This is a genomic window from Xanthomonas sontii, assembly GCF_040529055.1.
Taxonomy (GTDB): domain Bacteria; phylum Pseudomonadota; class Gammaproteobacteria; order Xanthomonadales; family Xanthomonadaceae; genus Xanthomonas_A; species Xanthomonas_A sontii.
The window spans coordinates 4,526,802-4,539,427 of record NZ_CP132342.1; the positions used below are offsets into that span (position 1 = coordinate 4,526,802).

At 69.6% G+C, this 12,626-nt stretch carries 7 protein-coding genes and 2 pseudogenes; 5 read left to right on the forward strand and 4 right to left on the reverse strand.

The window, feature by feature from the left end:
- Positions 1 to 177 precede the first annotated feature (177 nt).
- A complete protein-coding gene (locus RAB70_RS19070; protein WP_148828805.1) occupies positions 178 to 2,292 on the forward strand; it encodes a catalase in 2,115 nt (704 codons plus the stop codon).
- An 820-nt stretch (positions 2,293 to 3,112) separates the two neighbouring features.
- Here the strand turns inward: RAB70_RS19070 and RAB70_RS19075 are convergent.
- Entirely contained in the window at positions 3,113 to 4,276 is a 1,164-nt protein-coding gene (locus RAB70_RS19075; RefSeq protein WP_017910142.1) for a zinc-dependent alcohol dehydrogenase, read from the reverse strand.
- 155 nt (positions 4,277 to 4,431) lie between these two features.
- Between RAB70_RS19075 and RAB70_RS19080 the strand changes: the two genes are divergently transcribed.
- Complete coding sequence (locus RAB70_RS19080) at positions 4,432 to 4,782, forward strand: nucleotide pyrophosphohydrolase (protein ID WP_148828804.1); 351 nt, start codon at positions 4,432 to 4,434, stop codon at positions 4,780 to 4,782.
- A 367-nt stretch (positions 4,783 to 5,149) separates the two neighbouring features.
- Here the strand turns inward: RAB70_RS19080 and RAB70_RS19085 are convergent.
- The 3 genes and pseudogenes from RAB70_RS19085 to RAB70_RS19095 all read right to left on the reverse strand — a co-directional run.
- Positions 5,150 to 5,665, reverse strand: a pseudogene (locus RAB70_RS19085) (DUF6496 domain-containing protein); the annotation flags it as partial.
- A 124-nt stretch (positions 5,666 to 5,789) separates the two neighbouring features.
- A complete protein-coding gene (locus tag RAB70_RS19090; protein WP_225851629.1) occupies positions 5,790 to 6,431 on the reverse strand; it encodes a phosphatase PAP2 family protein in 642 nt (213 codons plus the stop codon).
- Between the two features lie 298 nt (positions 6,432 to 6,729).
- Positions 6,730 to 8,115 (reverse strand): DUF763 domain-containing protein, encoded by a 1,386-nt coding sequence (locus RAB70_RS19095; RefSeq protein ID WP_148828802.1) that lies wholly within the window; start codon positions 8,113 to 8,115, stop codon positions 6,730 to 6,732.
- Positions 8,116 to 8,603: 488 nt separating this feature from the next.
- Between RAB70_RS19095 and RAB70_RS19100 the strand changes: the two are divergent.
- From RAB70_RS19100 to RAB70_RS19110, 3 genes and pseudogenes are all read left to right on the forward strand, one after another.
- Positions 8,604 to 9,076, forward strand: a pseudogene (locus RAB70_RS19100) (DUF4291 family protein).
- A gap of 32 nt (positions 9,077 to 9,108) precedes the next feature.
- Positions 9,109 to 9,699: a hypothetical protein gene (locus tag RAB70_RS19105; protein ID WP_148828800.1), complete on the forward strand. Its 591-nt coding sequence runs from the start codon at positions 9,109 to 9,111 to the stop codon at positions 9,697 to 9,699.
- Positions 9,700 to 9,917: 218 nt separating this feature from the next.
- Positions 9,918 to 12,200: a glycoside hydrolase family 3 N-terminal domain-containing protein gene (locus tag RAB70_RS19110; protein ID WP_148828799.1), complete on the forward strand. Its 2,283-nt coding sequence runs from the start codon at positions 9,918 to 9,920 to the stop codon at positions 12,198 to 12,200.
- The last annotated feature ends 426 nt before the right edge of the window (positions 12,201 to 12,626 follow it).

A 12,626-nucleotide genomic window follows, 5' to 3' on the forward strand; every position in this document is an offset into this window, starting at 1 on the left:
TTTTTTTATGCGTGCGCAACGCGCGTACCGAGGTAGACAAGTGCGCGCGATGCGGCGCGTTGCACGGCTCGTTCACGCCGCGCCGCCCAGGATCGGGACTTCCGCCGCGCCCGCATCCTCACGCACCGGGCACCCCACCGCGACGCCTTCTTCCGCCACGCACCGGAGCGATCTCCCATGGCCAGCCGCAAGCGCACGCCCAGCGATTCCGCATCGTCCACCGCCCTCGCCTCCACCGCCGCGCCCGCCGATCAGCGCGGCCATGGCGACGAACTGCACCAGCAGGCCGGCGGCACGCATCCGCCGCTGACCACCAACCAGGGCATTCCGGTCGCCGACAACCAGAACTCGCTGCGCGCCACGCCGCGCGGACCGACGCTGCTGGAAGACTTCATCCTGCGCGAGAAGATCACCCACTTCGATCACGAGCGCATTCCCGAACGCATCGTGCACGCGCGCGGCAGCGCCGCCCACGGCTACTTCGAACTGACCAAGTCGCTGGCCAAGTACACCACTGCCTCGCTGCTGACCGAGGTCGGGGTGAAGACGCCGATGTTCACCCGCTTCTCCACCGTCGCCGGCGGCGCCGGCTCGGTGGACACGCCACGCGACGTGCGCGGCTTCGCGGTCAAGTTCTACACCAAGGAGGGCAACTGGGACCTGGTGGGCAACAACATCCCAGTGTTCTTCATCCAGGACGCGCTGAAGTTCCCCGACCTGATCCACGCGGTGAAGATGGAGCCGGACCGCGGCTTCCCGCAGGCGGCCAGCGCACACGACACGTTCTGGGACTTCGTCTCGCTGATGCCCGAGTCGCTGCACATGATCATGTGGGCGATGAGCGACCGCACCATCCCGCGCTCGCTGCGCATGATGGAAGGCTTCGGCATCCACAGCTTCCGCCTGCTCGACGCCGAGGGCCGCAGCACCTTCGTCAAGTTCCACTGGCGGCCCAAGCTCGGCCTGCAGTCCACGATCTGGGACGAGGCGGTGAAGCTGGCCGGCGCCGACCCGGACTTCCACCGCCGCGACCTGTTCGAGGCGATCGAACGCGGCGACTTTCCGGAATGGGAACTGGGCGTGCAGTTGTTCACCCAGGAACAGGCCGACACCTTCCCGTTCGACCATCTGGACGCCACCAAGCTGATCCCGGAGGAACTGGTGCCGCTGCAGATCGTCGGGCGCATGGTGCTGGACCGCTGGCCGGACAACTTCTTCGCCGAAACCGAGCAGGTGGCGTACTGCCCGGCCAACATCGTGCCCGGCATCGACTTCTCCAACGACCCGCTGCTGCAGGGCCGCCTGTTCTCGTACCTGGACACCCAGCTCAGCCGCCTGGGCGGGCCCAACTTCCACCAGTTGCCGATCAACGCGCCGAAGTGCCCGTTCGCCAACATGCAGCGCGACGGCCACATGCAGATGGGCGTGCCCAAGGGCCGCGTCGCCTACGAACCCAGCTCGCTGCAGGCCGACAGCCCGCGCGAGACCGCGCGCGGCTTCGTCAGCCACCGCACCCAGCCCGACGACGGCGCCAAGGGCCGTGTGCGTGCCGAGAGCTTCGCCGACCACTACAGCCAGGCGCGGATGTTCTACCGCAGCCAGACGCAGCCGGAACAGGCGCACGTGGCCTCGGCGCTGGTGTTCGAGCTGTCCAAGGTCGACACCGCGCACGTGCGCGAGGCGGTGGTCGGGCACCTGCGCCACGTCGATCCCAAGCTGGCGCAACGCGTCGCCGACGGCCTGGGCCTGGACAAATTGCCGCCGGCGCCGCCGGCCGCGGTCGCGCCGCAGGACCTGCCGCTGTCGCCGGCGCTGCAGCTCATCGGCCGCATGAAGCCGACCCTGCAGGGCCGCGCGATCGGCATCCTGATCGACGAGGGCTCGGACGCGAAACTGGTGCGCGACCTGCGCAAGGCCGCCACCGACGCCGGCGCGGCGGTCAAGATCGTCGCGCCCAAGCTCGGCGGCGCCGTCCTCAGCGACGGCAAGCGCCTGGCCGCCGACGGCCAGTTGGCCGGCACGCCGTCGTTCGTGTTCGACGCGGTGGCGGTGGTGCTGTCGGCCGAGGCCGGCAAGCGGCTGAGCAAGGAGTCGGCGGCCATCGACTTCGTCAGCAACGCCTTCGCCCACCTCAAGGCGATCGCCGCCGACGCCGGCGCGCAGCCGCTGCTGAAGGCCGGCAATGTGCAGAAGGATGCCGGGGTGGTCGAGGCCAGCGACAACAAGGGCTTCGTGACCGCGGCCAAGACCCGCCAGTGGAGCCGCGAGCCGAAGCTGCGCCTGCTGGCCTGAGCAGGGCAGCGGTTTCCGCCATGGCGCCGCACGGCTGGCGCCATGGCGATGCAGGGAAAGCTGGCAGGGCGCCGGTTTCACGCGGAACCCGGGGCCACACGCTGGTCGCGATCCAGGATCTTCGGCACGCTGGCGATGCCATCGCCCCGGGACAGCCACACCCTCGCCTGATGGTCGCGCCGCGCGTGCTCCGGACTGCCGTGCCGCACAGGCACCGATACGACCGCGAGGCGATCGGCGCCCGTCGCCACCGCCCCGACCGCGCCCCGGATATGCCCCCTGCGAGGTCACGGCACAGGCCCCAAGGTGCGGCCCACTGGCGGCCGCAAAATCGCTTGGTCAATTTTTCGCCACCCCTCTTGACACTGTTGTGTCACGGGCCGGCATCGGCCTTATCCACAACCTTATGCAGAAGTCATCCACACCCCCTGTGGACAAGCTGCCGATGCCACCCTCACCGCACCGGAACATCCAAGTCATTGATTCGTTGTCAAAAAGCTTGTCACGCACTTGACAAGAAGCGGGCCGGCCACTCCCGCGTGGCCGCCTGACGGCGACGGCGGGAAAAACTTATCCCGAGCCTCGGGGCGGCGCGTCTACATCGGAGCAAGGTGAAGGAGGCGTGAAATCTTCACCTGCTCGCGACGGACGGTTGGCGCTATGTCCCCCATTCGCGCCAGGCAGGCCGAACGCCCATGCCCAGGCGCGCAGGACCGCCTCGCAGGTGGTGCAACGCACCATGCTTTACGCCCGTTCCGACACCTTCAGGCGCGGGCCCGGGGCCGGGTGACCCGCCATGGGGCACCCGGCCACACCACGGTCACGGCGTCAGGATCACCTTGCGGCAGTCCTGCTCCTTCTTGTCGAAGATCGAATACCCCTGCGCCGCCTCGGCCAGGCTCAGGCGGTGGGTGATGATCTCGTTGGGCCGCAGCCGGCCCTCGCCGATGTGCTCCAGCAGTTCGGGCATGAAACGCTGCACATGGGTCTGGCCCATCTTGAAGCTCAGCCCCTTGTCGAAGGCGTCGCCGAACAGGAAACCGTGGATGAAACCGGCATACACGCCCGGCACGCTGACCGTGCCACCGCGGCGGGTGGCGGCGATGCACTGGCGCAGCGCCGTGCCGCTGCTGCCTTCCAGCTTCAGCGTGGCCATCACCGTCTCCACCGTGCTGCCCTTGGCTTCGAAGCCCACCGCGTCGATGCTGGCGTCCACGCCACGCCCGTCGGTCTGGCCGACGATGATGTCGGCCGGATCGTCGATCTCCTCGAAGTTCAGCGGAATCACCCCGTAGGTGCGCTGGGCGAAGTCGAGCCGGTACGCATAGCGATCGACCATGAAGATCCGCTCGGCGCCGAGCATGCGGCAGCAGGCCGCGGTCATCAGCCCGACCGGGCCGGCGCCGAAGATCGCCACGGTACTGCCCTGACGCACGCCCGCGTTGACCGCGGCCTGGTAGCCGGTGGGCAGGATGTCGGACAGGAACAGCACCTGCTCGTCATGCAGCACGTCCGGCACCACCAACGGGCCGACATTGGCCTTGGGCACGCGCACGTACTCCGCCTGGCCACCGGCCACGCCGCCGTACAGATGGCTGTAGCCGAACAGCGCCGCCGGCGGACGGATGCCCTTCTGGTTCAGCGCCGCGCCCTTGCCGGTGTTGGTGGTCTCGCAGGCGGCGTATTCGGTCAGGCGACAATGGAAGCACTCGCCGCAGGCGATCACGAACGGGATCACCACGCGGTCGCCCTTCTTCACCCGCTGCACATCCGGGCCGACGTCTTCCACCACGCCCATGAACTCGTGCCCGAGCACGTCGCCGGTGTGCAGATCGGGGATCTTGCCGCGGTACAGGTGCAGGTCCGAGCCGCAGATCGCGGTGGCGGTGACGCGCAGGATGATGTCGTCGGTCTCGACCAGCACCGGGTCGGGAACGGTTTCCACGCGCACGTCCCGGGTGCCGTGATAGGTCAGAGCTTGCATGGGTAGGTCCTTTCGTCTGCGAACACGTGCCCGCAGTGTCGCCGCCGATGCCGTGCATCGTCGGTGACCACGCCGTGAGTCCGATGTCGCGACCGCAGTGCCTGCGCGCGTGATTGCTGCTTTACCATGCGCCGTCCCCACTGCGAGCCGATGCCATGCCCGACAGCCTCCACGACCTGCAGGCCGCCCAGCGCGCCTTTGCCGACGCCCGCGACTGGGGTCAGTTCCACAGTCCGCGCAATCTCGCCGCGGCGCTGTCGGTGGAAGCGGCGGAATTGCTGGAGCACTTCCAGTGGCTGGACGATGCGCAGAGCAAGCAACTGTCTGCAGAAAAAAAGCAGCAGGTCGGCAGCGAGATCGCCGACGTGCTGCTGTATCTGGTCCAGTTGTGCGACAAGCTGGAGATCGATCCGATCGACGCCGCGCAACTCAAGATGCTGGCCAACGCCGCCAAGTATCCGGTGGAGCGCGCCAAGGGACGCATCACCAAGTACACCGAGCTGTAAGACCCCGGCAAGTCGCGTCGATCGCGGATGCGTCGACGCGCGGCGGTGGCATCCGCCGCCGCGCGCCATGGAGCGACTAGCCGCTCGAGCGCGAACCGCGTGTGCGCGCGGACGACGTCTTGCCTGCGCGCTTGCTGGTCTTACGCTTGCTGGATGCGCTCTTCTTCGCTGGCGTCTTCCTGGCGACCGAGGTTTTCGCCGTCGACTTTTTCGACGCTGTCTTCCTGGATGCCGTCTTCTTCGAGGCCGTCTTCTTCGTCGCAGTCTTCTTTGCCGAAGAAGTCTTGCTCGCCGCCTTCTTGCTCGCGGCCTTCTTGGCCGGCGTCTTCCTGGCCGAAGCGGTCTTCGCCGTGCGCTTCTTGGCGGCAGCCGTTCGCGTACCGGCCTGTTTGGCCCGGGTCTTCGCGGCCTTCTTGGCCGCGCTCTTGCGCACCGTCGCGCCCTTGGTCTGCGCGGCCTTCTTCGCCGCGGCCGAGCGGCTGCTGGCACTGCGCTTCTTCGCCGCGCGCTTGGTCTGCGTCGACAGCGCCTGGCTGCCCACGGTCTGCGTCGCGCTCTTACCCTTGCTGGCGGTCTTCAGCGCCTTCTTGGCGCCGCGCGAGCGCGTTGGCGACGGCTTGGCCTGCTTGCCGCCCTTGGCCTCTTCCTGCGCAACCTTCTTCCTGGTGGCTTTCGACGCGGTCTTCGACGCGCCGGTCTTGACCCCGGCGCGGCGCGCCTTGGACAGGCCGATGGCGATCGCCTGCTTGGTCGACTTCACCTGGGTCTTGCCCTCGCGCACACGGTCGATTTCCTCGCGCACGAACTCGCCGGCCTGGGTCGTGCCGGCCTTGCCTTCGCGCTTGGCGCGGCGCGCACGGGTGGTGGTGGATTGCTCCGGCATCGATACATCTCCTGAAAGCGGCCACGACGGCCATCGGCTCCGGGTGTAGCAACGCGCAGGTCAAGAGCAGGCATACGACAGGCGAAGCGCACGTGCATATGCCTGCACGCGGAAGACGGCGCCATCAGCTGTCGCGACCGCACAACGCCGGCGAATAGGTCTGGATGGCATGCTGGATCGGCGCGTGGCGTCCGTACATCAACGTGCCGACCAGGACCACCGACACGATGGCGTAGATGCGCAGGCGCGCAGCCAGCTGCGGCGCACCGCGCCACTGCAGATAGCACGCCGTCGTCGCGGCCCCGACTACCACACCGGCCGCGACCTCGGACAGGCTGTGCGCTCGCGCGTAGACGCGGGCAATGGCGATCACGCTGGCGATGGCGAAACCGCAGGCGATCGCCAGCCGCGGCCGCGGACGGGCGCGCAGGCACAGCATGCAGGCCATCGGCCATACGCAGGCGGCGAGCATGGTGTGTCCACTGATCACCCGGAACTGCAGCGCGCGCAGCTCCACCCCACAGCCGGCGTAGAGAATCTTGGTTGCCCCGACCAGGGCGGCGGCGCTTGCCAGCAGGCCAAGCCACGTCGCCGCAGCACGCCATCCCGCGCTACCCAGCGCCAGCCACAGTGCGCAGACGAGCGCGAGCGGCAGCGTCATCGCCGCGTCGCCGAAGTTGCTGATGGCAGACCACATGCTGGGGAAAACGTCCTTCGGCGTACGCGTCGTTCGGAGCCACCGACGCCGTGCGCCGGGGGCGGCCATGATACGGGCGATCGCTCGAACGGGAGGAACCTGGCACGCGCTCAGACCGCGTCCCCTCCTCCGACCAGCGCTATGGCATGACAGCGGACTCCCGGAGAGGCGCAACCGTGATCTTCTGCGCGAGTGCCGACGGCAGCGCTGACCACAAGTCCCTGCTTGTGGGAGGGACTTCAGTCCCGACTGCAACGAGGTCGGTTGCGCAGATGGATTCGCGCATCGCGGGCGAATCGCCGTCGACGCCTGCACGACACCCGACAGCCGGTTCGATCGCGTCGTAGCCAGGCCACTAGCCGAGCTCTTACTTTGCGCGTGCGGTGCGTCTCTCCGCCACAGCCTCCGGCGCCGGCTCCCAGCCGAACACACTGCGCCCGCCATAGGCATGCGACTGCGCGCGTTCCTCGGCGATGTAGTCGTCCACCGACGGCCCGCGCACGGTCGGTTCGAGCAGGCGCGCCTGCGCGTCCAGGCGGCGGATCGCGTCCAGTTTCTCCTCGCGGCCCAGCTTGGCTTGCGCCACCGCCGTCTTGAGCACGCCGATGGTGTGGTCGTAGACCCGCGTCGGCACCGGGAACGGATGCCGGTCCTTGCCGCCATGGGCCAGCGAGAACCGTGCCGGATCGCTGAAACGGCACGGCGCGCCGTGCAGCACCTCGGCCACCAGCGCCAGCGCGCGCACCGTGCGCGCACCGACGCCCGGCACCTGCAGCAGGTCGGCGAAATCGCGCGGGCCGCATTCGGCAGCGGCGGCCAGCGCCCCGTGCAGTCGCCGCACCACGATGTCGCTGCCGCGCACGTCGTGGTGGTCGGGCAGCGACAGATGCGGCAGGTCGGCCGGCCGGCGCTCGGGCACCGTGGTGGCCGCCGGCGCGAACAGGTCGCCGGTCTCCGCGAACAGCGCATCGGCGGCCAGCGCGGTGGCGCCCCGCCCCTGCGCGGCGTGGGTCGGCGCCGCGGCGGCCGATGCCGGCGTCTGCGCGGCCTCCAGCGCAGCGTATTCGCGGGCGATGCGCTCCGGTGCCAGCGTCTGCAGCAGCGCCACCTGCGCCGCACGCGCGGCGGCGGCGCGATGATCGGCGAGATTGACGATGCGGCCCTGGCGCGGGCCGTCGATCGCCGCATGCGGCGCATCGACGAAGCTGCTCAGGCCTTCCGACAGCCAGTGGTAGCGGCGTGCCTGCTTGCGCGCGCCGTGCATGCCCTGCTGCACCACCACCCAGCGCCCGTCGTCGCTGACGATGAAGCCGTGCAGGTACAGGTCGAAGCCATCCTGCACCGCAGCGCTGTCGACCTTGGCCACCAGGCGGCTGACCCGCGCCAGGTCCGCGCCGTCCAGGCCGGTGCGCTCGCCCACCGCCTGCAGTTCGTCCGGCGTGGCCCGCGAATGCCGCCCACGGCCGCCGCACACGTGGATGCCCAGTTCGCCGGACAGCGGCGCCAGGCCGCGCTTGAGCGCGCCCAGCACGCTGGTGGTGATGCCGGAGGAATGCCAGTCCATGCCCATCACCGCCCCCAGCGACTGGAACCAGAACGGATGCGCCAGGCGCCGCAGCAATTCGTCGCGGCCATAGCTGTGCACGATGGCCTGGCACATCACCGCGCCGAGCCGGGTCATGCGCGCGCCCAGCCAGTGCGGCACGCGACCGCCATGCAGGGGCAGATCGGCGCTGCCGGAACGTCGGCTCATGGGGGCTCCGAGGAACGGGGTGCACCAGGGTAGCCAGTGCGGGTCTCAGCGCGCGAGTCTGGAGGCGAGCGCAGGCTGAGTGATTCAGTGCGGCCGCACGCGCGAAAGCACCCAGGGCGCTGCATGGAACGGCCCTGCTCGTTGCGTGTCCCGCACAGCATGCCTTTCGACGACGCCGACGGGCAACTGGATCGCGAAGGAAGTCAGCGCCGCCCTCACGGGGGGCAAGCACCTCCGCGCAACCGCGCCTGTTGTCGAGGCTTCAGCCCTGACAGGGGCGTTACGGCTGGCGTCCCGATCCAGGCGAACGCATCGCGCGGCATCCGGCCGATACGAGAGACGCGGCAGCGGATCGACGACGTTGCTGCGACGACGTAGGCTGCGCGACGCCGCATCCCCTTCCTTGCGCTGCCTTGCAGCTCACCTGGCCGCGCCAGGGCCGTGACATCCTGTCGTGCTTCGACACCGATGCGATCGATGTCTACCAGGTGGATCGCCCTGCGATTGCGCAGTTCGCCCTGGACCACCAGCGCTTCGGCGGCGAGTTCAGCTACGACCGGATGAGCTGGATCAAGCCGAATTTCCTGTGGATGATGTCCCGCGCCGGTTGGGCGCAGAAGCAAGGCAGGAGCGGATCCTGGCGATCCGGCTGCCACGCGCCTGCTTCGACCCCCTACTGCGTGCCACGGCCCAGTCGACCTTCGATCCGGCGCGATTCGCCAGTCAGGCCGCGTGGAAAGACGCGATCGAGCGGTCCGATGTGCGCCTGCAATGGGACCCCGACAGCGTCGCGGCAGGTGCCGCACGAGCTGGTCCACGTGCCGCAAGCCAGCGCGGCGCAGAACATCGGGCTGGACAACCAGCCCTGTCGTCGGCCGCAGCGCCGCACGCGCCAGGTGCCCGTTGCAAGCGCTGCCGGCACGGCATCATGCACACGGCGCACGACACGCGCCGGGCATAATGCGCCTCAGGTCGACTGTCGCCACACGCCCGATGTCCTACGCCACCCTCCGCACGCTGCTCGCCTCCTGGGGCGAACTGCGTCCGCAACCTGCATCCGACTGGCAGGGCACGCTGCCGCTGCCACAGGTGCTCGCCGACTTCTATGCGCAGGTGGGGCCATGGGGCGACATCCGCGACGCCACGACCGGCCCGACCGGCCTGTCGCTGCAACTCGGCGGCAACCCGCTCGACATTCCGCCGTTGTGCAAGCTGTGGGCGCTGCAGGCCGGCTACCGCTGGAACGCGATCGACGGCAAGCCCATTGCCGCCTGGCACGACCACTGGCTGGTGATCGCGGACCAGGGCGCGGATCCTGTCATCCTCGACACCGCCAGCGGCGGCGTGCTGTTCGCGTTCCACGGGGCCGGCGCATGGCGCCCCCGACCGCTGGCCGCCAGCCTGGAGATCGCATTCGGTGGTCTGGCGACCATGGCCAACACCATGGCCGAACTCGGCGATGCCGCATTCGACGACAGCGCCGCGCTGTGCGCCACTGCCCGCAACGCGGTCGCCGCGTCGATGGCCGCCTATCTGGGCAGCGACGTCGAGGCCGCGCGCTTTCTGGAAACGCTGGATTGGTAGCGGTCTGAGCAAGCAAGGCGCGGCTGCGCCAAGCGCGACGTCTACGCCCAGATTGGCGACGGCATCGCCCCTGCCGGTCGCCCCACCGCGATCACGCGGCTACATGGTGATGTTCCAGGGAGCGTGCCTGCCGACCCGCGATTATCGTGCACCGCATCACAACTTCTCGCTCCCGATGAGGTAGCGTGACCATCGGGGTCCAAACAGGGGATTTGCCGATGACGTTTCGTACCACACGGCGCGGGCTGTTGCTCGGCGCCGGTTCGTTCGCGTTGCTGTCGCACGTGCCGATGGGCCTGGCCCTGCCGCGCACGCCAGCGAAGACGCCGGCCTTCATCGATGCGCTGATCGCGCGGATGACGCCGGAAGAGAAGGCCGGGCAGCTGACCCTGTTCGGTTCGGCGCAGCAGACCGATGCGGCGGCCGCCGCCAATCCGGTCAACGTGCGCCCCACCGCCGAGGGCCAGTTGGCCGCGGCGCGCGCCGGACGCCTGACCGGCATCTTCAACGGCTCCAACGTGCGCTGGCACCAGCAACTGCAGCAGGCCGCGCTGGAGAGCCGGCTGAAGATTCCGATGCTGTTCGCCGCCGATGTGATCCATGGCTTCACCACCGTGTTCCCGGTGCCGCTGGGCGAAGCCGCCAGCTTCGAGCCGGAGCTGGCGCAACGCACCGCGCGTGCCGCCGCACTGGAGGCCAGCGCGGTCGGCATCGACTGGACCTTCGCGCCGATGGTCGACATCGCCCGCGATGCGCGCTGGGGCCGCGGCGTGGAAGGCAGCGGCGAGGATGTGCTGCTGGGCCGGCGTTTCGCCGAGGCCCGCGTGCGCGGCTTCCAGGGCGATGGCATCGACCATGCCGATGCGCTGGCCGCCTGCGCCAAGCACTTCGCGGCCTATGGCGCGGCCGAGGCCGGCCTGGACTACAACACGGTCGACATCTCCGAGCGCACCCTCCGCGAGGTGTATTTCCCGCCGTTCCAGGCCGCCTTCGGCGCCGGCGCGGTGACCACCATGGCTTCCTTCAACGAGCTGTCCGGCGTGCCCGCCACCGCCAACACCTGGCTGCTGAGCCAGGTGCTGCGCGGCGAGTGGAACTACAGCGGCCTGGTCGTCTCCGACTACACCGGCGACCTGGAACTGGTCGCGCACGGCTACGCCCGCGATGCGCGCGACGCGGCGCGGCTGGCGTTCCTGGCCGGCGTGGACATCAGCATGCAGAGCGGGCTGTACCTGCAGCACCTGCCTGGCCTGGTCGCCGACGGTGCGGTGCCGATGGCGCGGCTGGACGACGCGGTGCGCCGCGTGCTGCGCTTCAAGGCCGCGCTGGGCCTGTTCGACGACCCGTTCCTGCGCATCGTGCCCGAGCGCGCGCAGGCGCGGCAGCGGCGCCCGGAGACGCTGGCACTGGCGCACGAGGCCGCACGCAAATCGGTGGTGCTGCTCAAGAACGAGGGCGAACTGCTGCCGCTCAAGCGCCAGGGCCAGCGCATCGCGCTGATCGGGCCGATGGCCAGCAACTGGGTGGAGAGCGCCGGACCGTGGACGCTGTTCGGCGGCGACGACAGCGGCAACGACCTGGCCACGGCCCTGCGCGCGCAATTGGCCGATCCGGCCGCGTTGCAGGTGGTGGAAGGCTGCGCGTTCGAACACGCACTGCCGGGCGGCGTGCAGGCGGCGGTGGCCGCAGCGACCGCCGCCGACGTGGCGATCCTGGCGATCGGCGAACCGCTGCGCTACTCCGGCGAAGCGCAGTCGCGCACCGACATCAGCATCCCCGGCGCGCAGCAGTCGCTGCTGGCCGCCGTGGCGGCCACCGGCACGCCGGTGGTGGTGGTGCTCAGCAATGGCCGTGCGCTGGTGCTCGACGGCGCGGTGCTGGACGCGCCGGCGATCCTGGTCAGCTGGTTCCTCGGCTCGGCCTCCGGCCCGGCGCTGGCCGACATCCTGTTCGGCGTGCACGGCCCCTCCGGGCGCCTGCCGGTGAGCTTCCCGCACGAATCCGGGCAGTCGCCGTACTACTACGCGCACAAGCCCACCGGTCGCCCGGATCCGCGCCCGAATGCGCTGACGCCCTTCACCACCCACTACCGCACGATCTCCAACACCGCGTTGTTCCCGTTCGGCCACGGCCTGACCTATGGCCGCATCGAGTACGGCGAACTGACCTTGAGCACGTCGCGGCTGGCCGCCGGCGGCACGCTGAAGATCGCCGCACGCATCCACAACCGCGGCCACCGCGACGCCGAGGAAGTGGTGCAACTGTACGTCCGCGACCGCAGCGCCAGCATCACCCGCCCGGTGCGCGAACTGAAGGATTTCCGCAAGGTCGCGGTGCCGGCCGGCGGCAGCGCCAGCGTGGACTTCGTGCTGCGCCGCGAGGATCTGCTGTTCGTGGGCCAGGCGCTCAAGCCGACGGTGGAACCGGGCCAGTTCGATCTGTGGGTCGCGCCTTCGGCGCAGGCACCGGGGCTGACGGCCAGCTTCGAACTGCTGGGCTGATCGCCGCCGCGGCAACCGCTGGCGGTAGCGGCCACGCGGTCGCCACCGTGGCCGGCGCGTGGCCAACGTGGGCGGCGTTTCACGTCGGCGGCACTGCGGGCTGTCGCGTCACGATGCGCGATGCGGCATGAGACCTCATTGCGGGAGCGGCTCCAGGCGGTTTTGAGACTACACGGAGCCCTTCCCGCAGAGCCGTGCGGAGCCTTACCTGGGTGCACTGTGGCAGGGACTTCAGTCCCGACGCTTTGCAGGGTCTGGCGGTGGCGGCCACGCGGTCGCCACCGTGGCCGGCGCGTGGCCAACGTGGGCGGCACTGCGGGCTGCCGCGTCACGATGCGCGATGCGCGATGCGGCATGAGACCTCATCGCGGGGGCGGCTCCAGGCGGTTTTGAGACTACACGGAGCCGTTCCCGCAGAGCCGTGCG

Bases quoted from the DNA above. Each gene is read 5' to 3' on its own strand.
- RAB70_RS19075 (WP_017910142.1), bottom strand. From the start codon at position 4,276: ATGCAAGCTCTGACCTATCACGGCACCCGGGACGTGCGCGTGGAAACC.
- RAB70_RS19070 (WP_148828805.1), top strand. From the start codon at position 178: ATGGCCAGCCGCAAGCGCACGCCCAGCGATTCCGCATCGTCCACCGCC.
- RAB70_RS19080 (WP_148828804.1), top strand. From the start codon at position 4,432: ATGCCCGACAGCCTCCACGACCTGCAGGCCGCCCAGCGCGCCTTTGCC.
- RAB70_RS19095 (WP_148828802.1), bottom strand. From the start codon at position 8,115: ATGAGCCGACGTTCCGGCAGCGCCGATCTGCCCCTGCATGGCGGTCGC.
- RAB70_RS19090 (WP_225851629.1), bottom strand. From the start codon at position 6,431: ATGGCCGCCCCCGGCGCACGGCGTCGGTGGCTCCGAACGACGCGTACG.
- RAB70_RS19105 (WP_148828800.1), top strand. From the start codon at position 9,109: ATGTCCTACGCCACCCTCCGCACGCTGCTCGCCTCCTGGGGCGAACTG.
- RAB70_RS19110 (WP_148828799.1), top strand. From the start codon at position 9,918: ATGACGTTTCGTACCACACGGCGCGGGCTGTTGCTCGGCGCCGGTTCG.